This is a genomic window from Actinoplanes cyaneus (assembly GCF_016862095.1).
GTDB classification, from domain to species: Bacteria; Actinomycetota; Actinomycetes; order Mycobacteriales; family Micromonosporaceae; genus Actinoplanes; species Actinoplanes cyaneus.
On the sequence record NZ_BOMH01000014.1, the window covers coordinates 1 to 19,731 of the forward strand.

Annotated in this window: 16 protein-coding genes and 2 riboswitches; of the genes, 11 read left to right on the forward strand and 5 right to left on the reverse strand. The window is 69.2% G+C overall.

The window, feature by feature from the left end; genetic code table 11:
- Positions 1 to 83 precede the first annotated feature (83 nt).
- Positions 84 to 173: riboswitch (ZMP/ZTP riboswitch) on the forward strand.
- 20 nt (positions 174 to 193) lie between these two features.
- Entirely contained in the window at positions 194 to 1,618 is a 1,425-nt protein-coding gene (locus Acy02nite_RS08535) for a glycine hydroxymethyltransferase (protein WP_203739296.1), read from the forward strand.
- A gap of 210 nt (positions 1,619 to 1,828) precedes the next feature.
- On the opposite strand, the gene Acy02nite_RS08540 is transcribed toward Acy02nite_RS08535, so the two are convergent.
- On the reverse strand, positions 1,829 to 2,332 hold the full coding sequence (locus Acy02nite_RS08540; protein ID WP_203739297.1) for a metallophosphoesterase family protein: 504 nt from the start codon (positions 2,330 to 2,332) through the stop codon (positions 1,829 to 1,831).
- Positions 2,333 to 2,717: 385 nt separating this feature from the next.
- Here Acy02nite_RS08540 and Acy02nite_RS08545 point away from each other — a divergent pair, with 385 nt between their 5' ends.
- The 9 genes from Acy02nite_RS08545 (at position 2,718) to Acy02nite_RS08585 (ending at position 14,063) form a co-directional block, all read left to right on the forward strand.
- Positions 2,718 to 4,907, forward strand: coding sequence for a discoidin domain-containing protein (locus tag Acy02nite_RS08545; protein WP_203739298.1), 2,190 nt, complete (start codon positions 2,718 to 2,720; stop codon positions 4,905 to 4,907).
- 140 nt (positions 4,908 to 5,047) lie between these two features.
- A complete protein-coding gene (locus Acy02nite_RS08550; protein WP_203739299.1) occupies positions 5,048 to 6,073 on the forward strand; it encodes a sugar ABC transporter substrate-binding protein in 1,026 nt (341 codons plus the stop codon).
- Between the two features lie 9 nt (positions 6,074 to 6,082).
- Entirely contained in the window at positions 6,083 to 7,093 is a 1,011-nt protein-coding gene (locus Acy02nite_RS08555; protein WP_203739300.1) for an ABC transporter permease, read from the forward strand.
- Positions 7,090 to 7,869, forward strand: a complete 780-nt coding sequence (locus Acy02nite_RS08560; RefSeq protein WP_203739301.1) for an ATP-binding cassette domain-containing protein — start codon at positions 7,090 to 7,092, stop codon at positions 7,867 to 7,869. Before Acy02nite_RS08555 ends, Acy02nite_RS08560 begins: the two co-directional genes overlap by 4 nt.
- 182 nt (positions 7,870 to 8,051) lie before the next feature.
- Positions 8,052 to 9,965 carry a putative bifunctional diguanylate cyclase/phosphodiesterase gene (locus Acy02nite_RS08565; protein WP_239174469.1) on the forward strand — a complete coding sequence of 638 codons (1,914 nt, stop codon included), beginning with the start codon at positions 8,052 to 8,054 and terminating at the stop codon, positions 9,963 to 9,965.
- Positions 9,962 to 10,867 (forward strand): ABC transporter substrate-binding protein, encoded by a 906-nt coding sequence (locus tag Acy02nite_RS08570; RefSeq protein ID WP_203739303.1) that lies wholly within the window; start codon positions 9,962 to 9,964, stop codon positions 10,865 to 10,867. The genes Acy02nite_RS08565 and Acy02nite_RS08570 overlap by 4 nt, the downstream gene beginning before the upstream one ends.
- A gap of 40 nt (positions 10,868 to 10,907) precedes the next feature.
- Positions 10,908 to 11,549 (forward strand): TetR/AcrR family transcriptional regulator, encoded by a 642-nt coding sequence (locus Acy02nite_RS08575; protein ID WP_203739304.1) that lies wholly within the window; start codon positions 10,908 to 10,910, stop codon positions 11,547 to 11,549.
- The gene (locus tag Acy02nite_RS08580; protein ID WP_239174472.1) at positions 11,521 to 12,495 is read left to right on the forward strand and encodes an ABC transporter ATP-binding protein; all 975 of its coding nucleotides are present in this window, start codon (positions 11,521 to 11,523) and stop codon (positions 12,493 to 12,495) included. Before Acy02nite_RS08575 ends, Acy02nite_RS08580 begins: the two co-directional genes overlap by 29 nt.
- The gene (locus Acy02nite_RS08585) at positions 12,492 to 14,063 is read left to right on the forward strand and encodes an ABC transporter permease (RefSeq protein ID WP_203739305.1); all 1,572 of its coding nucleotides are present in this window, start codon (positions 12,492 to 12,494) and stop codon (positions 14,061 to 14,063) included. The genes Acy02nite_RS08580 and Acy02nite_RS08585 overlap by 4 nt, the downstream gene beginning before the upstream one ends.
- Positions 14,064 to 14,161: 98 nt before the next feature.
- Here the strand turns inward: Acy02nite_RS08585 and Acy02nite_RS08590 are convergent, their stop codons facing one another.
- From Acy02nite_RS08590 to Acy02nite_RS08605, 4 genes are all read right to left on the reverse strand, one after another.
- A complete protein-coding gene (locus tag Acy02nite_RS08590; RefSeq protein ID WP_203739306.1) occupies positions 14,162 to 15,814 on the reverse strand; it encodes a Na+/H+ antiporter in 1,653 nt (550 codons plus the stop codon).
- A 71-nt stretch (positions 15,815 to 15,885) separates the two neighbouring features.
- Positions 15,886 to 16,392, reverse strand: coding sequence for a DUF4142 domain-containing protein (locus Acy02nite_RS08595; protein ID WP_203739307.1), 507 nt, complete (start codon positions 16,390 to 16,392; stop codon positions 15,886 to 15,888).
- Positions 16,393 to 16,470: 78 nt separating this feature from the next.
- Positions 16,471 to 17,931: an adenosylhomocysteinase gene (ahcY, locus tag Acy02nite_RS08600; protein ID WP_203739308.1), complete on the reverse strand. Its 1,461-nt coding sequence runs from the start codon at positions 17,929 to 17,931 to the stop codon at positions 16,471 to 16,473.
- 18 nt (positions 17,932 to 17,949) lie between these two features.
- Positions 17,950 to 18,029: riboswitch (S-adenosyl-L-homocysteine riboswitch) on the reverse strand.
- 31 nt (positions 18,030 to 18,060) lie between these two features.
- Positions 18,061 to 18,933, reverse strand: a complete 873-nt coding sequence (locus Acy02nite_RS08605) for a hypothetical protein (protein ID WP_203739309.1) — start codon at positions 18,931 to 18,933, stop codon at positions 18,061 to 18,063.
- A gap of 95 nt (positions 18,934 to 19,028) precedes the next feature.
- Here Acy02nite_RS08605 and Acy02nite_RS08610 point away from each other — a divergent pair, with 95 nt between their 5' ends.
- Positions 19,029 to 19,700 carry a LacI family DNA-binding transcriptional regulator gene (locus Acy02nite_RS08610; protein WP_203739310.1) on the forward strand — a complete coding sequence of 224 codons (672 nt, stop codon included), beginning with the start codon at positions 19,029 to 19,031 and terminating at the stop codon, positions 19,698 to 19,700.
- Positions 19,701 to 19,731: the final 31 nt, after the last annotated feature.

The window sequence follows — 19,731 nt, forward strand, 5'->3', positions numbered from 1 at the left end:
CCCGAAATCAGAGGCCAATTCCGGGCCGGCGGCCCCGGAGCGGGTGAGCGAGGTGAACTTCGGCTGGGGCGCCGGTATGCTGGGCGGTAGGCCGTGACTGGCGCGTTCGGATGGTTGACCATCGGGGAGCGGCCTCGTCGAGATGACGACTGCCGTGCGCCTGGGCCTCTTCGCTACGTGATAGGGAGGTCCTGTGCCTGAATTGAACGCTGAATCCACTGCTTTCCGCTCCGCCCTCGAGGTGGTCCGATCCGTCGAGCCGCGCATCGCTGACGCGATCGAGAAGGAGCTCGCCGATCAGCGGGAGTCGCTGAAGCTGATCGCGAGTGAGAACTACGCTTCGCCGGCCGTCCTGCTCGCCATGGGTAACTGGCTGTCCGACAAGTATGCCGAGGGCACCATCGGGCGCCGCTTCTACGCCGGCTGCCAGAACGTGGACACCGTCGAGTCCGTCGCGGTCGAGCATGCGAAGGCGCTGTTCGACGCGCCGTATGCGTATGTGCAGCCGCACTCCGGCATCGACGCGAACCTGGTCGCCTACTGGGCCATCCTGGCCGATCGCGTCGAGGTGCCGTACCTGAAGAAGTTCGAGAAGCGGCAGATCAACGACCTGACCGACGCCGAGTGGGCCGAGCTGCGGCAGGCGTTCGGCAACCAGCGGCTGCTCGGCATGTCCCTGGACGCCGGCGGTCACCTGACCCACGGGTTCCGGCCGAACATCTCCGGCAAGATGTTCGACCAGCGGTCGTACGGGGTGGACCCGGCCACCGGGCAGATCGACTACAAGGCGCTGCTGGAGTCCGCCAAGGAGTTCAAGCCCGCAGTGATCGTGGGCGGCTACTCGGCGTACCCCCGGAAGGTCAATTTCGCGAAGATGCGCGAGATCGCCGACGAGGTGGGCGCGACCTTCATGGTCGACATGGCGCACTTCGCGGGGCTGGTCGCCGGTGGTGTCTTCACCGGGGATTACAACCCGATCCCGCACGCGCACATCGTCACCACCACCACCCACAAGAGCCTGCGTGGCCCGCGCGGTGGCGCCGTGTTGTGCCAGCCGGAGCTGTCGTCGCAGGTGGATCGTGGCTGCCCGATGGTGCTCGGCGGTCCGCTGCCGCACGTGATGGCCGCCAAGGCGATCGCGTTCGCGGAGGCACGCCGGCCGGAGTTCGCGACGTACGCGCAGCAGATCGTCACCAACAGCCAGGCGCTCGCCGACGGCCTGCTCAAGCGTGGTGTGCAGCTGGTCTCCGGGGGCACCGACAACCACCTGGTGCTGATCGACGTGCACCCGTTCGGGCTGACCGGCCGCCAGGCGGAGCAGGCCCTGCTGGACAGTGGCATCGTCACCAACCGCAACGCGATCCCGTCCGACCCGAACGGAGCCTGGTACACGTCCGGCATCCGCGTCGGCACCCCGGCTCTGACGTCGCGTGGCCTCGGCGCCGCGGAGATGGATCAGATCGCCGAGCTGATTCACACGGTTCTGGCCGGCACCACGCCGGACCCGTCGTCGAAGGCGAAGTTCACGCTGGACGCGGCGCTGTCGGACCGGATCTCGAAGCAGGCGTCAGAGCTGCTCGCCCCGTTCCCGCTCTACCCGTCGGTCAGCCTCGCCTGATCGTCGTTCGCACAGCCGCCCCCGTGGATTTCTCCCCGGGGGCGGTTTGCTGTCCGCCGCCGGCACCGGCTGGTGCTGAGGGCTGCCGCAGCGGCCGGACGCAGCCCTGAGCGCCAGCCGTTAGCGGCCGGCTGGTGCTGAGGGCTGCCGGAAGGGCTGGGAAGAGCCCTGAATGCCAGCCGGAGGGTCGGCGGGGAGCGGGTCGGCTGATCATGGGCGGGGTGGCAGGCGGTGAAGGGTGACGTCGGTCAGCGAGCCGGCGGTGACCTCGGCGGTCATGTAGGTGGCATAGGGCTGCCGCCGCCGGTCGGTCGGTGATCCCGGGTTGAGCAGCCGCAGGCCGGTTTCGGCGGTGGTGTCCCACGGGATGTGGGAGTGGCCGAAGACCAGGACGTCGGCGTCCGGGAACCGCTCGGCGCAGCGCCGCTCCCGGCCGTCGGCGGATCCGGTCTCGTGGACGACCGCGAAGCGAACCCCCTCCAGCTCGGCCCGGGCGATCTCCGGGAGGCGTCTGCGGAGATCGCCGAAGTCGTTGTTCCCGTAACAGCCGATCAGCCGGGTCGCGCGGTCCTCGATCCGGTCGAGCAGGGTCACGTCCACCCAGTCGCCGGCGTGCAGGACGACGTCCGCCTCCTCGATCGCGGCCCAGACCGCGGGCGGCAGATCGCGGGCGCGCTTCGGTACGTGGGTGTCGCTGATCAAGGTCAGTCGCATGGCTTCATCCTGCCCTCCGGCGACCGGGGGACAGGCCGTCGTGGTGGGGACCCGCCGACCGTGAGCCCGATGGGAGCGGGACCATCAACTGGGCTGAACATCCGCATCCGTACCGTATGGGTGTTCTCGCAGGCGGCGGCGGAACCGGTTTCGGAAGAGCTGTTATCGATGTTTGTGAAACACGTCATGACGATTGTTACGAGCCTCTGAGCAGTGCTTACGTAGTGGACGGCGGTGCGACCTGTGTAACTGGGTGGTCATTCGGTACCGGTTCCGGAACCTCGCAACATCCTGGACATCGATTGGTAACGACTCTTAGCGTCGTGGCACCGGGTGAGCGCTCTCCCAGTACCTAGTTCCCCGTCCCGTCCCCCTAGGAGAACCCATGAGACGCTCCCGTTGGCGGAGCGGCGCGATAGTCGGCCTGACGGCCGCTGTCGTCGCCGGTTATGCCGCAATCACCATGACCGGCGCCTCGGCCGCCGAGACGCTGCTGTCGCAGGGCAAGCCCGCGACCGCGTCGTCCACCGAGGCAGCCGGCGCCTACCTCGCCTCGGAAGCCGTCGACGGCAATGCCGGAACCCGCTGGGCCTCGGCCTTCTCCGACCCGCAGTGGCTGCAGGTCGACCTGGGCAGCACGCAGGCCGTCTCCCGGGTCGAGCTCAGCTGGGAGACCGCCGCGGCCAAGGCGTTCGAGATCCAGGTGTCGAACAACGCGAGCACCTGGACCTCGATCTACTCGACGACCACGGCGACCGGCGGGAACCAGAACCTGACGGTGAACGGTTCCGGGCGCTACGTCCGGATGTACGGCACCCAGCGCACCACCGGTTACGGCTACTCGCTGTGGGAGTTCAAGGTCTTCGGCGGCGGCACCACCACGCCGACCGACCCGACCACGTCGCCGTCCGGCCCGACGGTTCCCGGCGGCGGCAGCCTCGGCTCCCAGGTCACCGTCTTCGACCCGAGCATGTCGAGCGCGTCGATCCAGGCCACGGCCGATGCGATCTTCAAGCAGCAGGAGACGAACCAGTTCGGCACCCAGCGCAACCTGCTGGCGTTCAAGCCGGGCACCTACAACGGCCTGAACATCCAGGTCGGGTTCAACACCTCGGTGATCGGTCTCGGTCAGAACCCGCAGGACGTGCGGATCAACGGGGACATCACCGTCGACGCCGGCTGGTTCCAGGGGAACGCGACCCAGAACTTCTGGCGCTCGGTCGAGAACATCTCGCTCTACCCGGTCTCCGGCGCGGACCGCTGGGCCGTGTCGCAGGCCGCGCCGTTCCGCCGGATGGACGTCCACGGTGATCTGAACCTGGCGCCGAACGGCTACGGCTGGGCGTCCGGTGGCTACATCGCCGACTCGCGGATCAGCGGTGTCGAGGGTCAGTACTCGCAGCAGCAGTGGTTCACCCGCAACAGCCAGATCGGCTCGAACTCCAACGCGGTCTGGAACCAGACGTTCGTCGGCGTGCAGGGTGCTCCGGCGAGCAGCTTCCCGAACCCGCCGTACACCACGATCAACCAGACCCCGGTCATCCGGGAGAAGCCGTACCTGTACCTCAACGGCGGCAACTACGCGGTCTTCGTGCCGAACCTGTCGACCAACTCGTCCGGGGTCAGCTGGGCGAACGGCAACACGCCGGGCACCAGCATCCCGCTGAGCCAGTTCTACGTGGCCAAGCCCGGTGACAGCGCGGCGACGATCAACCAGGCGCTCGCGCAGGGCCTCAACCTGATCTTCCAGCCGGGCGTCTACCACGTGAACCAGACGATCAACGTGACCCGGGCGAACACCGTGGTCATGGGTCTGGGCTACGCGACGATCATCCCGGACAACGGCGTCATCCCGATGCAGGTGGCCGATGTGGACGGCGTGAAGGTGGCCGGCCTGCTCTTCGACGCGGGCACCACCAACTCGGCGAACCTGCTGGTCATCGGCCAGAACGGCTCGTCGGCGAACCACGCGGCGAACCCGACCACGGTCCAGGACGTGTTCTTCCGGATCGGCGGCTCGATCGCCGGCAAGGCCACCAACAGCCTGCTGGTGAACAGCAACAACACGATCATCGACCACATCTGGGCGTGGCGGGCCGACCACGGCAACGCCGGCACGTACGGCTGGACCGTCAACACGGCCGACAGCGGCCTGATCGTGAACGGTCAGAACGTGACCGCGTACGGCCTGTTCGTCGAGCACTACCAGAAGTACGAGGTGATCTGGAACGGCAACGGCGGACGGACGTACTTCCTGCAGAACGAGCAGCCGTACGACCCGCCGACGCAGGCGGCGTGGCGCTCCGGGGCCAACGGTTACGCCGCGTACAAGGTGGCCGACTCGGTGACCAGCCACGAGGCGTGGGCGCTGGGCAGCTACTGCTACTTCAACGTCAACCCGAGCATCCACTCGAACAACGGCTTCGAGGTGCCGGTGAACTCCGGGGTGAAGCTGCACAACCTGCTCACCGTGTCGCTCGGTGGCAACGGCGTGATCGACCACGTCGTCAACAACACCGGGGCGGCGGCTCAGGGGACGGCGACCGTGCCGGTGTACCTGAACAGTTTCAACTGAATCGCTGAGTAGTCGATCGGGGGTCGCCACGGGCGGCCCCCGATCACTTTGTGCAACAAGCGTGCAACCGCGTGTTGACATGCCGTAAGCCGAGGCGTCTACTCCAAGGCAACGGCGTCCCTCGATGTGGCGGAGGCGGCATGCGCAGGCTGATGGCGGTCGCAAGCTGCATGACGCTGGCGCTGGCCGGCGCGGCCTGCAGCCGGGGCACCGGTGAGCCGATCGTGGGGCTGATCACCAAGACCGACACGAATCCGTTCTTCGTGACCATGAAGAAGGGCGCCCAGAGCGCCGCCGGGTCGGTCGGCGTCGACCTGCAGACCTTCGCCGGGAAGGTGGACGGCGACAACGAGGCTCAGGTCCAGGCGATCGAGAACCTCATCTCGTTCGGCGCCAAGGGCTTCCTCATCACGCCGAACGACTCGAAGGCGATCGTGCCGTCGCTGGACCGTGCCCACAAGGCGAACATGCTGGTCATCGCCCTCGACACGCCGGTGGACCCGACGGATGCCGCGGATGCCACCTTCGCCACCGACAACTACCAGGCCGGAAAGCTGATCGGCGAGTGGGCGAAGGCCAAGTTCGCCAAGGACGGCAAGCAGGCCAGGATCGCGATGCTCGACCTGAACCCGAACCAGGTCTCCGTCGACGTCAAGCGGGACCAGGGCTTCCTCGAGGGGTTCGGGATCCCGAACGGCGACCCGAACCGGATCGGTGACGAGAACGACCCGCGGATCGCCGGGCACGACGTCACCGACGGGAACGAGGAGGGCGGCCGTACCGCGATGGAGAACCTGCTCCAGAAGGATCCGTCGATCAACCTGGTCTACACGATCAACGAGCCGGCCGCGGCCGGGGCCTACCAGGCGCTGAAGGCGGCCGGCAAGGGCGCCTCCGACGTCACGATCGTCTCGATCGACGGCGGGTGCCCGGGCGTGGACAACGTCGCCAACGGGGTCATCGGCGCCACCTCGATGCAGTTCCCGATCAAGATGGCCCAGCTCGGCGTCGAGGCGATCGCCAAGTACGCCACCGACGGCACGAAACCGCAGAACACCGCCGGCAAGGACTTCATCGACACCGGCGTCCAGCTGATCACCGACGACCCGCAGACCGGCGTGGAGGCCAAGGACTCCGCGTGGGGCAAGCAGAACTGCTGGGGGTGAAGTCCCGACATGACCGCCGCCACCGACTTCGACGTACGCCGGCACGACTCGGCAGGCCTGCGCCTGCAGCACACGCTGCACGGCAACCCGGTGCTCGGGCCGCTGGCCGTGCTGATCCTGGCGATCATCGCGTTCTCGATCGTCAACACCCGCTTCTTCGCCGCGGCCAACCTGTCGCTGGTGCTCGTGCAGGTCACCGTGATCGCCACGCTCGCGCTCGGGCAGACGCTGATCATCCTCACCGCCGGCATCGACCTGTCGGCCGGTGCGATCGCCGTCTTCTCCTCGATCCTGATGGCCCAGTTCTGCGTCAAGGCCGGGCTGCCCGCGGTGCTGGCGCTGCTGCTCGGGCTGGCCTGCGGGACGGCGATGGGCGCGATCAACGGGATGCTGGTGACCCGGCTCAAGCTGCCGCCGTTCATCGTCACGCTCGGCACGCTGACCATCTTCTTCTCACTGAACTCCGTGGTCAGCAACAGCGAGACGGTTCGTGGATCGGACATGCCGCGCCTGATGACGTGGACCGGGGACGCCATCTCGATCGGGAGCTTCCAACTGACGTACGGCTCGATCCTGATGCTCGTGCTCTTCGGGTTCTTCTACTACGCCCTGGGCAGGACCGCGTGGGGTCGCCACGTCTACGCCACCGGGGACGACGCGGAGGCGGCGCGGCTGGCCGGGATCCGGACAAACCGGGTGTTCTTCTCGGTCTACACGGTGGCCGGGCTGCTCTACGCCGTCGGCGGCTGGATCCTGATCGGACGGCTCGCCTCGGCCAGCCCGAACGTCGGCACGGAGTACAACCTGGACTCGATCACCGCCGTGGTGCTCGGCGGGACCAGCCTCTTCGGCGGTCGCGGCGGGGTGATCGGGACCCTGATCGGCGCGCTGATCGTCGGTGTCTTCCGCAACGGGTTGCAGCTGGCCGGCGTCGAGGTGGTCTGGCAGGGGTTCGCGATCGGGCTGCTGGTGCTGGTCGCGGTCTCGCTGGACCAGTGGATCAGGAAGGTGAAGGCATGACCGCCTCCGAAGCTTCCGGCACGCCCGTCCTGGAGGCGAAAGGGCTTGTCAAGCGGTACGGCCGGGTGGTCGCGATCGACGGCAGCGACCTCGAGCTGATGCCGGGCGAGATCCTCGCCGTGATCGGTGACAACGGCGCCGGCAAGTCCAGTCTGATCAAGGCACTGTCCGGTGCCCTCATCCCGGACAGCGGCGAGATGCGACTCGACGGCGCGCCAGTGCAGTTCCGCAATCCGATGGAGGCTCGTGCGGCCGGCATCGAGACCGTCTACCAGACCCTCGCCGTCGCGCCCGGCCTGGACATCGCCGACAACCTGTTCCTGGGGCGGGAGCAGCGCCGGCCCGGCCCGCTGGGGTCGATCTTCCGGATGCTGGACCGCAAGCACATGCGCGAGGAGGCGGCCCGGCACATGAGCGAGCTCGGCGTCGCCACCCTGCAGAACATCGGGCAGGCCGTCGAGTCGCTCTCCGGTGGTCAGCGGCAGGCGGTCGCGGTGGCCAGGGCGGCCGCGTTCGGCAGCAAGGTGGTGATCCTCGACGAGCCGACCGCGGCGCTCGGCGTGAAGGAGGGCAACCGGGTGCTGCAGCTGATCCGCGACGTGCGGGACCGGGGGCTGCCGGTGATCCTGATCAGTCACAACATGCCGCACGTCTTCGAGGTCGCGGACCGCATCCACATCCAGCGGCTGGGCCGGCGGATCGCGGTGATCACGCCGTCCTCGCACTCGATGTCGGACGCGGTGGCGATCATGACGGGTGCCGCCCCGCCGCCGTGACCCGCCTTTTCCACAGCTCTATCCACAGGATGACGGGAGTTATCCACAGGCTGTGAAACGGCGTGGCGGGGCCGGGGATGCGGTGAAACTCTCAGCCCGTACCGTCCGGCGTCGATCAGTCACGCATGTGGTTGCACCGGTCATCTCGGCGGACAGGCGCTCGGACCGGTCGGCGTCTGTTCGTGACCTATGCCGCCGCGAGCCTGGTGCCGGTGATGGTGCTCGGCGCGGTGATGTGGCAGGGGTATCGCCGGGACGCCTCCGAGCAGGGCCGCCGGCAGGGACTGGCACAGGCCCGGGTGATCGCCGAGATGGCGGTCACGCCGTCACTGGACGGCGCCGACCTGGAGGACGGGCTGACCACCAGCCAGCTCGAAGGACTGCGCCGCGCCACCGAGCTGGCGGTCTTCCACGGGTCGGTGCTGCGGCTGCGGGTGCGCGGCTTCGCCGGCCAGGTGGTCTTCTCCGACGACGGCGCCACCGGCGGCGGGCTGGCGGTGTCGGATCCGGATTTCCGGGCCGCGACCACCGGCGCGTCACGCGTCAAGGTCATCGGTGGGCCCGGGCACGAGGTGATCCGGGTGGTGCAGCCGCTGGTGGCCGGCGCCTCCGGGCAGGCTCTCGGGGTCCTGGAGCTGTATCTGCCGTTCCAGGGCATCGCCGCCCAGATGCGGGAGCAGCTCAACGGCGTGACCCGGCGAATCGCCCTGGGACTGGCCGCGCTCTACCTGGTCCTGGCGCTGCTGGCGTGGTGGACGACGCGGTCGTTGAGCCGGTACGCGGCCCGCCAGGAGTACAACGCCACCCACGACATGCTGACCGGCCTGCCGAACCGGGCCGAATACCGCGACCGGGCCGAGGCGGTGCTCGCGGCCGCCGGTCGCGACGGCGGGCACGGCGCGGTGGTGCTGCTCGACCTCAACCGGTTCAAGGAGGTCAACGACACTCTCGGCCACCACGCCGGCGACGAGCTGCTGCGGGTGGTGGCCGACCGGATGCGCGCCGGGCTGGCGGAGGGCGACGTGCTGGCGCGGCTGGGCGGCGACGAGTTCGCCCTGCTGCTGCCCGGGCGCGACGCCGCGCGGACGGTGGCGCTGCTGGAACGGCTGCGTACGTCGGTCGCCGAGGAGCTGGTGCTCGACGGCGTGCCGCTGAACATGGAGGCCAGCTTCGGCATCGCGCTCTACCCCGAGCACGGCCTGGACCTGCAGACGCTCAAGGTGCGCGCCGACGCCGCGATGTACCAGGGCAAACGTGGCGCCGAGGACATCGTGGTGTTCGCCGGCGGGGCGGCCGGGCACCCGCACCAGTGGCTGAAGGTCCAGGCCGAACTCCGGCACGCCCTGGAGCGCGACGAGCTGGTGCTCTGGTACCAGCCCAAGGTCGGCCTGCCGGGTGCCGGGATCAACGGCGTGGAGGCGCTGGTCCGCTGGCAGCACCCGGAGCGCGGGCTGCTGCCGCCCTGCGAGTTCCTGCCTGCCGCCGAGCACTCCGGCCTGATCGCGCCGCTCACCGAATGGGTGCTGCGCCGCGCGCTGATCGACCAGGCCGGCTGGACCGCGACCGGGCAGGACTGGACGCTCTCGGTCAACGTGTCGGCCCGCAACCTCGACGCGCCCGGGTTCGTCGGCTACGTCACGGCGCTGCTCGCCGAGACCGGCGCCCGGCCGGACCGGCTGATGCTGGAGGTCACCGAGACCGCGCTGGCCGGGGACGCGGACAACGCCGTCCGGGCGGTGAAGGAGCTGGGCGCGCTGGGCGTCGGCATCTCGGTCGACGATTTCGGGACCGGATACACCAGCCTGTCGCACCTGCGGGGCCTGCCGATCAGCGAGATCAAGATCGACCGGGCGTTCGTCGCGGACGTCGATGCCGACCCGCAGAGCCAGGCGATCGTCCGCTCGGTGATCGAGCTGGCGCACGGCCTGGGCAGCCGGGTCACCGCCGAGGGCGTGGAGACCGTGGAGATCCACCGCTGGCTCGTCGACGCCGGGTGCGACGAGGCGCAGGGCTACCTCTACGGCCGCCCGGTGCCGTGGCCGCAGGTCGCTGTCGAGCCGATTGCCGAACCGATCACCGAGAGGACCGCCCGATGAACGTCTTCCGTCGTGTCGTGACCGTCGCCGGCGTACTGGCCGTGCTCGCGGCCGGTGGCTGCGCCGAGTCGGCGGCCGAGTCCACCGCGAGCGCCGGCCTGGACCTCACCGGCGCGGTGACCGTCGACGAGAGCCTGCACGCGATGCTGCCGCAGAGTGCCCGCGACCGTGGCTTCGTGCGGTTGGTGACCGACGCCAGTTACGCGCCGATGGAGCACTTCGCCGCGGACGGCAGGACGATCATCGGCTTCGAGCCGGATCTCGCCGCAGCACTCGGTGCGGTGCTCGGCATCAGGGTCGAGATGGTGTTCGGCGATTTCGCGACGGCGCTCGACGAGGTCGCCAAGGGAACCTACGACGGGGTCTTCTCGTCGATGACCGACACCGCGCGCCGGGAGAAGCAGGCGGACTTCGTCAACTACTTCACGACCGGCTCGGCGATCCTGGTGCAGCGTGGGAATCCGCGGCGGATCACCGATCTGGCCGGGCTGTGCGGGCAGCGGGTCGCGGTCGAGGCGGGCACCGTCCAGGAGGACATGCTGCGCCGTGGCCAGGAGCAGTGCGGTGCGCGGCCGATGACCCTGGACGTCGGCCGGACCGGCGCGGATGCGCTGCTGCGGTTGCGGACCGGGCGTGCGGTGGCGCTGCTGCTCGACTACCCGCCGGCGGTCGCGCTGGTCACCGACTCGCTGACGGACGCCTACTACCAGCTCGCCTCGGAGCAGCAGTACGAACCCGGCCTCTACGGCATCGCGGTGGCCAAGGACAACCCCGCGCTGCGGGACGCCCTGCAGGCGGCGCTCACGCGACTGATCAGCACCGGCACCTACGGCGAGCTGCTCCAGCGCTGGAAACTCACCAGCGGCGCGGTCACCGAGGCGACGATCAACGCCGGAGATTGACGGGTATTGTTGCTACACGCTTGTGTAGTACCCTACACAGGTGAGTAGTGACAGCGATCTGACCGCGCGGGCCCGGATCCGGGACGCCGCCATCGGCCTCTTCGCCGAGAAGGGCGTCGCCGGCGCGACGATCCGGGACATCGCGCAGGCCGCCGGGGTCTCCTCCGGCCTGCTCCGGCACCACTTCGGGTCGAAGGAAGGGCTGCGCGACGCCTGCGACGAGTGGGCCACGAGCCGCGTCGCCGAGCTGCAGATCCGATTCGCCGAGACCCAGTTGATCGGCGCTCTCCCGCCGGACACGATGATCCTCCAGCGCTATCTGGTGCGATCGCTGATGGACGGCTCGCCGACCGGGATGAGGCTGTTCGCCGAGTCCATCGACCGGGGCAGCTTCTGGCTGGAGAAGGCCGGCATCGACAGCGCCGACCCGCACGCGTTCGTCGCCGTGATCGCCGCCATGAAGATGGGCATGTTCCTCATGCACGAGCAGCTCTCGAACGTGCTCGGTGAGGACGTCCGCGTCATGCCCGGCTGGCTGCGCATGAACCGTGCCGCGGTGGAGATCTTCCGGCAGTCGCTGCTCACCCCGGAACAGGCCGGCCAGGCCATGCAGGCGCTGGATCGGCTCGCACTCCACGAAGGGGAGAGCACCAATGAGCGAGCTCGCGAGGAAATCGGCTAGCTCAGCGCGTCACGTCGAGCCGGAGCGAAGCGGAGGTGGCGGCGGGACAGCGATCGACGCTGAGGGTCTCATCAAGCGATTCGGGAAGGTCACGGCCCTCGACGGGCTCGACCTGACGGTCCGGACCGGGGAGGTGCACGGCTTCCTCGGCCCCAACGGCGCCGGCAAGACCACCACCATCCGCATCCTGCTCGGGCTGATGCGCAACGACGGCGGCAGCGTGCGCCTGCTCGGCGGCGACCCCTGGGCCGACGCGACGAAACTGCACAGACGATTGGCGTACGTGCCCGGCGACGTCACGTTCTGGCCCAACCTCACCGGTGGCGAGGTGATCGACCTGCTCGGCCGGTTGCGGGGCGGCCTCGATCCGCGGCGCCGCGACGACCTGATCGAGCGGTTCGAGCTGGATCCACGGAAGAAGAGCCGGACGTACTCGAAGGGAAATCGTCAGAAGGTGGCGCTGATCGCCGCCCTCGCCTCCGACGTCGAGTTGCTGATGCTCGACGAGCCGACCTCCGGGCTGGATCCGCTGATGGAGGAGGTGTTCCGGGAGGTCATCCTGCAGGAGAAGAGCCGTGGTGACCGGACCGTGCTGCTCTCCAGCCACATCCTGGCCGAGGTGGAGGCGCTCTGTGACCGGCTGACGATCATCCGCGACGGCCGCTCGGTGGAGACCGGCACGCTCGACGACCTGCGGCACCTGACCCGGACCACGATCCGCGCCGAGCTGACCGGCCCGGTCGACAGCCTGGCCGGCATCGCCGGGGTGCACGACCTGACCAGCGCGGACGGGCGGGTGGCGTTCGACGTGGACGCCGACGGGCTCGAGCCGGCGCTGCGCTCCCTGGTCACGGCCGGAGTGCGCAGCCTGGTCAGCCAGCCGCCGTCGCTGGAGGAGCTGTTCCTGCGGCACTACACCCGCACCGGGAACGGAAGCCCCCGATGACCGGCACCGGCCGGCTGGTGCGGCTCATCCTGCGGCGGGACCGGGTGGTCCTACCGATCTGGGTGCTCCTTCTGGGCCTGCTGCCGCAGCTCTACCTCGCCGGCTTCCAGAAGCTGTTCACCACCGATGCCGAGCGGCTGGAATACGCGCACGTCAGCGGGGCCAACGCGGGGTTCGCCGGGCTCTACGGCCCGCTCTCCGGCGACAGCCTCGGCGAACTCGTCGTCTGGCGCTCCGGGTTCGTCCCGGTGATGATCGGGCTGGCCGCGCTGCTCACCGTCATCCGGCACACCCGTGCCGAGGAGGAGGCCGGGCGCAGCGACCTGCTCCGCGCCACGGTCGTCGGCCGGTGGGCCCAGCTCGCCGCCGCGCTGCTCGTCACCATGCTCAGCGGGCTGATGATCGGCCTGCTGGTGACCGGCTCGATGATCGGGGCCGGTGAGCCGCGCGAGGGCTCGATCGCGTTCGGTGCGCTGTTCACGCTCAGCGCCTGGCTCTTCGCCGGCGTGGCCGCGATCGCCGCGCAGCTCACCACCAGCTCCCGGGGCGCCCGGATGACCGCGGTGCTGGTGCTCGGGATCTCCTTCGTGCTGCGGATGGGCGGGGACATCTCCGCGATCGGCGACGGGCGGCTGGCCTGGCTGTCCTGGCTGTCACCGCTCGGCTGGGCGCAGAAGATCATCCCGTACGGCGAGGACAACTGGGCTCCCGCGGTCATCGCCCTGCTGGGCACGGTGATGGCCGTCGCCGTGGCCGGGGTCCTGCTCGCCCGCCGCGACCTGGGCGCCGGCCTGCTCGCCTCACGACTGGGCCCGGCACACGCCGGCGCCGGCCTCTCCTCGCCGCTCGGTCTGGCCTGGCGGCTGCACCGGGGGCTGCTCCTGGGCTGGACAGCCGGGTTCGCCGCGCTCGGCGTGGTCTTCGGCGGGGTCGGCACGAGCGTGGTGCAGCTCGCCGCGACCAGCAACGAAGTGGCCGACACGTTCAGCAAGATCGGTGGGTCGGGATCGATCACCGACGCGTACTTCGCGTCCACGACCGGGATCTGCGCGCTGGTCGTCTCGCTCTACGCGATCCAGGCGACGCTGCGAATGCGCGACGAGGAGCAGAACGGGCATGCCGAGCTGATCCTCGGAACTGCCGTCGGGCGTACGTCGTGGGCCGCCGGCCACCTGCTCTTCGCGCTGCTCGGGCCGGCCGTGGCGATGGCCGTGCAGGGCGCGGCGGCGGGGTTGACCTTCGGCGACCCCGGGCCGGTGCTCGGTGCCGCGCTGGCGCAACTGCCCGCGATCTGGGTGCTGGGCGCGGTGACCGTGCTGCTGGTCGGGGCGGTGCCGCGGTTCGCCGCCGTCGCGTGGGGGACGGTGGCGGTGAGCCTGCTGATCCTGCTGGTCGGGCCACTGCTGGAGTTCCCGCAGTGGGCGATGGACGTGTCGCCCTTCACCCACGTGCCGCAGTTGCCGGCGGCGAGCTTCTCCGCCGTACCGGAAATCGTGTTGATCCTGATCGCGGTCCTGATCGCCGCGACGGGACTGGCCGCCCTGCGCCGCCGCGACATCCCCGCGTGACAAGCATCGGCTGGTTCTCACCGTGGTCCTGAGGCTCGGAAACCACGGGGAGAACCAGCCGGAGGGTCGGCGGTGTCACCGCCGGCCTGATCAGCGGGTCAGTGCGCCTTGCCGCGTTTCGGCAGCACCAGCTCCTCGTGGTCGAGCTCCCGGTTGAGCACCCGCAGGTTCTCGTCGTCGAGCCGGCCGGCGTCGCGCCAGCGCAGCAGCTCCTCGCGCTCGGCGTCGATCACCGCCTGGCGGACCATCAGCGCCGCCTCGTACTGCGGGGACGGTGGCAACTCCGGGGTGTCGACCTGTTCCAGCAGGTCGAGCCGGTGCCGGTAGCGGTCCAGGCGGATCTGGAGCTGCTTGCGCATGGTCTCCATCGCCTCGTCCTCGACGTTGTCGTGCTGCTCACCCTGGATGTCGTCGAGCCGGTTCAGTGCGGCGCGCACCGCTGCCGAGCGTGCCTCGTTGCGCAGCCGCGCCTTGTCGGTCTGGTTCGCCCGCAGGCCGAGCCGCCGGACCAGCGGCGCGAACGTCAGACCCTGGCCGATCAGCGTGACCAGCACCACCGCGAAGGCGCAGAACGCCAGCAGGCCGCGGTTCGGGATGTTGGTGTTCAAGCTGTAGACCGCGGCGAGCGTGATCACGCCGCGGGTGCCGGCCCAGCTCAGCGCGATGGACTCGCGGCCGCCGAGCGACCTCTCCTTGCGCTTGCCCTTCGGCAGGTCCTCGCCCTCCTCCTCGTCCTCACCACCGAGACGGGTATGCAGCGAGCGGGGCAGCAGCTGGGTCAGCACCAGCCAGAGCGGGCGCAACAGCAGCACGACGGCGAGCGTGACGCTCACCGCGATCACGATGTCGCTGGTCTCGTACTCGTGCAGCTCCTCCAGCACCTTGCTCATCTGGACGCCGATCAGCAGGAAGACCGCACCCTCCAGCAGGAAGTCGATCAAGCGCCAGACAGCGGCGGTCTGCAGGCGGCTGGCGCCGGTCGCATAGCGCGGGGTGTCGTGGCCGATGATCAGGCCGGCCACCACGACCGCCAGCACCCCGGAGAGGTGGTAGTGCTCGGCGAGCAGGAACGCGGCCATCGGGGTGATCAGCGAGATCGCGTTGGCGGTCAGCGGGTCGGCGCGCAGCACCCGCAGGAGCCGGACGAGGTAGGCGACCGCGACGCCGACGACCACGCCGCCGACCGCCATGACCACGAACTTCCCGGCCGTGTTGGTGAAGGTGAACTCCTCCTTGCCGATCGCGACCTGCTGGGCCACCAGCAGGATGGTCAGCGCGGTGGCGTCGTTGAGCAGGCCCTCGCCCTGGATCAGGGTGATCAGCCGCGGCGGCAGGCCGGCCTTGCGGCCGACGGCCAGCGCGGCGACCGGATCGGGAGGCGCGACGGCGGCGCCCAGGGCGATCCCGGCGGCCAGGGTGACGCCGCCGACCGCGAGCGAGAGCCCGAAGCCGACCAGGAACGCGGTGACGATCACCAGGGCGACCGACAGGCTGATCACCGTACGCAGATTGCGCCTGATGTCGAGCAGCGATGAGTCCAGCGCCGCGTTGTAGAGCAGCGGCGGAAGAATGAACGTAAAGATCACGTCGGGTTCGATCTCGAAGTTCTCGCCGGGCAGGAACGCGTAGATGATCCCGGCGACGGTCAGCAGGACGGCGGCGGGCAGGCCGGTCTTCCCGGTGATCCAGTGGACCAGCACGATGATCGCGATGGCCCCCAGACCGAAAAGAAGGGTCTCCTCGTGGCTCATCTCCCTATTCTTCGCTATTCCCGGTCACGCCGTTGTGGCAGGTCGATGACGTGATCGGGATATCCGCCGGACTACTGGCCGAATTGACCCAGCGAGGCACGGTGGCGCCGGATGACGGTCAGAGTGCGGCGGGCGACCTGCCGGGCCGCGACCTCGTCGCCGTCGGTGAGCTCGGCGCGGACCACCCGGGCGGCCCTCTCGTGCAGCATCGCCTGGCTGGAGACGAAGAGCTGGTCGAAATCGGCGTCCGGAGCCGACCGGTAGACCAGCACGCTCTGCTGGACGGTGCTGTTCGGCTCCTGGTCCAGCGGGACGTCGAGGCGCTGGGCGGCGGCCCGGACGGCCAGGTCGAGGCGGGCGCTGTCGGCGGCGAAGCGGGCGCCGAGGCGACGCAGCGCCGGGCTGGAGGCTTTGCGGGCGGCGATCCGGCCGAGCGTGATCTGGGCGAGATTGCCCTGGTGGGCGGTGCGCAGGAAAGCGGCGTCCGGGTCGAGGCGGCGGACCGCCTGAGCCGCGGTGGTGGGCGCGAGCAGGGCCGCGGTCACACAGAACACTGTCGCGAGGCGTCGCGTGAGCATAGAAAAGTCCCCCTATGTCGGTAAGCGCAGGTTAACTGCACCGAAACCGACATAGAGGGACTATCTACTGCTTATAACTCAGTAGCGGTAGTGCTCCGGCTTGAACGGGCCCTCGACGTCCACGCCCAGGTACTCCGCCTGCTTCTTGGTCAGCGTGGTCAGCTTCACGCCCAGCGCGTCCAGGTGCAGGCGCGCGACCTTCTCGTCCAGGTGCTTCGGCAGGACGAAGACCTGCTTCTCGTACTCGCCCGGCTTGGTCCAGAGCTCAATCTGGGCCATCACCTGGTTGGTGAACGACGCCGACATCACGAAGCTGGGGTGGCCGGTGGCGTTGCCCAGGTTCATCAGCCGGCCCTCGGAGAGCACGATCACCGAGTGCCCGTCCGGGAAGCGCCACTCGTGCACCTGCGGCTTGATCTCGATCTTCTCGATGCCGGCCACCTTGTTCAGGCCCGCCATGTCGATCTCGTCGTCGAAGTGACCGACGTTGCCGACGATCGCGTTGTGCTTCATCGCCGACAGGTGCTCGACCGTGATGATGTCGGTGCCGCCGGTGGTCGTCACGAAGATGTCGACCTCGCCGACGATGTCCTCGATCCGGGCGACCTGCAGGCCGTCCATCGCCGCCTGCAGCGCACAGATCGGGTCGACCTCGGTCACGACGACGCGGGCGCCCTGGCCGCGCAGCGTCTCCGCCGCGCCCTTGCCGACGTCACCGTAACCGCAGACCAGCGCCAGCTTGCCGCCCAGCATCACGTCGGTGGCCCGGTTCAGGCCGTCGACCAGGGAGTGGCGGATGCCGTACTTGTTGTCGAACTTGCTCTTGGTGACCGCGTCGTTGACGTTGATCGCCGGGAAGAGCAGCGTGCCCTCCTTGGCCAGCTTGTAGAGCCGGGCCACACCGGTGGTGGTCTCCTCGGTCACGCCGCGGATCTCCGACGCGATCTTGGTGAACCGCTGCGGGTCCTCGGCCAGGCTGGCACGCAGGGTGTCCAGAATGATCGAGTACTCGTGGCTGTCGTTCTCGGTGGTCGACGGAACCGCGCCGGCCGCCTCGAACTCGACACCCTTGTGCACCAGCAGGGTCGCGTCGCCGCCGTCGTCCAGGATCATGTTCGGGCCCTGGCCGTTGCCGAAGTCGAAGAGCTGGGTGGTCGCCCACCAGTACTCCTCCAGGGACTCGCCCTTCCAGGCGAAGACCGGGACGCCAGTGGGGGCGTCGACGGTGCCCTCACGGCCGACGACGACCGCGGCGGCAGCCTCGTCCTGCGTGGAGAAGATGTTGCAGGACACCCAGCGCACCTCGGCGCCGAGCGCGACCAGCGTCTCGATCAGGACGGCGGTCTGCACGGTCATGTGCAGCGAACCGGCGATCCGCGCGCCGGTCAGCGGCTTGGACGCGCCGAACTCCTCGCGCAGCGACATCAGGCCCGGCATCTCGTGCTCGGCGAGACGCAGCTGGTGACGGCCGGCCTCGGCCAGGTTGATGTCGGCGATCGCGAAGTCGAGACCGTTGACGGATCGAAGTTTGTCGCTCATGAAAAGAGGGCTCCTCCCTCTCAGGAGGCGCCCTTACGTCAACACACCGGATCCGAGCGTGGCGGACTCCGTTGTCCGTTGCAGCGCCTCTCGGATCGGCGTAACTACTTTATCCTCTTCGGCGCTTGATCACATGCGCCTGAGGGTTCCGTCGGTATCAGTGACGACGAAGGTCCCGTCGCCCAGCGGCTGCAGGTCGTATTCATCGATCGTGACGATGCCCAGATCATCCAGCACCTCACCGGTGCCGGTGTTGACCCGGTAGTGCCGCCACCACGGCCCGCCGGCTTCCTCGTCCTCGCCGTGGACGACCACGATCACGGTCTCCGCGTCCAGGTAGCCGCCGGTCCACTCGATCACGCCGATCTCCGGATCCTCGCCGAAGTCCGAAACCGTGAGCCGGACGAGCACCTCGCCGCCGGGAAAGGCATGCAGGGCGACGTCCGCCTGGCCCTCGTGGTCGATCGTCATGAATTGGCGCTCGTCGGGCGAGACGTCGATGAGCACACGGTCGGACCAGCCGAAGTTCCGCGGCTCGCCGTCCGGCCCGGCGAGGAAGATCAGCGAGCCGTCCTGGCCCTCTCCGACGTCGAGCATCATCCTGCCGTCGCGGAGCGGGAACTGGTGCCCGCCCTGGCCCACCGCCTCCAGCGGGCGCCGGCTGAGGATCGCACCGGTGGCAGCGTCCAGCACGATCCACTCGTCGTGCTCGGCCGCTGGGTTCGGCGCGTAGACCCACACCCGCGAGTCGTCGGCGGAGAAGGCGACATCGATCATGGCGGCGGGGTCGGGATCTTCCATGTCGAGATCGAGGCGCCACCGCTCGCTGCCGCCCGGATCGATCCGGATCACCGTGCCCTCAGTCGCATAGACCAGGGCGTCCCTGGTGGAGGGGGCCGCGTGGGCCCAGGGGCCGAGCGGGACCGGGAAGATCTTGGAGGACTTCAGGTCTGCTTCGAACACTTCGATGCCACCGACGGCCGGTCGGGAGATCACGCGCACCCCGGGAGCTTAGCGACGGATCGGCCGGTCACTTGATGGGATGGAAAACATCAAGGACCTTCCATGCCACCTCAGAAACCCATCATCCTGTACGCGTGAGGCACCCCCACCGGATCCAGGAGATCGCCACGCGCGCGGGCCTGAGCCCGGCCACCGTCGATCGAGTGCTCCACCAGCGCGGTGGTGTCCGGGAGGGCACGGCCCGCCGGGTGCGTCAGGCGATCGCGGCGCTGGACCGGGAGCTGTCGGCGACGGTGGACCTGCCGGTCGCCGAGGTGGACTGCTTCGACGCCGGGGCGACCGCGGGTTACCTGCTCGAGCAGTGGCTGCACGACCGGGCCGGTGACGTGCTGGTGGTCGGCGGCGTGGACACCGAGCGGCGGGTCGCCGGGTTCCGTTCGGTGGTGCGGCCCAGTCGTCGGCTGCGTCTCGTGACCGGTCCTGATCAGGTGCGGGCCCTTCTGGCGGGCACGCACACGGTTCGCGCGGCCTATGCGACGCGGCCCGGGGCGACGGCCGAGGTGGTCGCGGCGTTCGAGGCTGAGAACCGCAACTACGACGTGTTCCTGGCGCACGGCCTGGACCGGGACAACCTGGCGCTGCTCCGTGCGCGCCGGATCAACGCGGTGCTGCACCAAGATCACGGCATTGACCTGCGGCGATCCGATCGAGCGGATTCACGGGCACACACGGCGCCACCTGGGCCGATACGCTCGCAGCCGGCCGCCGTAAAAGTAATCACGCCTTTCAACGCTCCGGTGTCCTGAACCGGCGAGGCCGTTCGTCATGTGCATGAGA

Bases quoted from the DNA above. Each gene is read 5' to 3' on its own strand.
- ahcY (WP_203739308.1), bottom strand. From the start codon at position 17,931: ATGAGCGACAAACTTCGATCCGTCAACGGTCTCGACTTCGCGATCGCC.
- Acy02nite_RS08550 (WP_203739299.1), top strand. From the start codon at position 5,048: ATGCGCAGGCTGATGGCGGTCGCAAGCTGCATGACGCTGGCGCTGGCC.
- Acy02nite_RS08570 (WP_203739303.1), top strand. From the start codon at position 9,962: ATGAACGTCTTCCGTCGTGTCGTGACCGTCGCCGGCGTACTGGCCGTG.
- Acy02nite_RS08555 (WP_203739300.1), top strand. From the start codon at position 6,083: ATGACCGCCGCCACCGACTTCGACGTACGCCGGCACGACTCGGCAGGC.
- Acy02nite_RS08595 (WP_203739307.1), bottom strand. From the start codon at position 16,392: ATGCTCACGCGACGCCTCGCGACAGTGTTCTGTGTGACCGCGGCCCTG.
- Acy02nite_RS08590 (WP_203739306.1), bottom strand. From the start codon at position 15,814: ATGAGCCACGAGGAGACCCTTCTTTTCGGTCTGGGGGCCATCGCGATC.
- Acy02nite_RS08545 (WP_203739298.1), top strand. From the start codon at position 2,718: ATGAGACGCTCCCGTTGGCGGAGCGGCGCGATAGTCGGCCTGACGGCC.
- Acy02nite_RS08585 (WP_203739305.1), top strand. From the start codon at position 12,492: ATGACCGGCACCGGCCGGCTGGTGCGGCTCATCCTGCGGCGGGACCGG.
- Acy02nite_RS08580 (WP_239174472.1), top strand. From the start codon at position 11,521: ATGAGCGAGCTCGCGAGGAAATCGGCTAGCTCAGCGCGTCACGTCGAG.
- Acy02nite_RS08540 (WP_203739297.1), bottom strand. From the start codon at position 2,332: ATGCGACTGACCTTGATCAGCGACACCCACGTACCGAAGCGCGCCCGC.
- Acy02nite_RS08560 (WP_203739301.1), top strand. From the start codon at position 7,090: ATGACCGCCTCCGAAGCTTCCGGCACGCCCGTCCTGGAGGCGAAAGGG.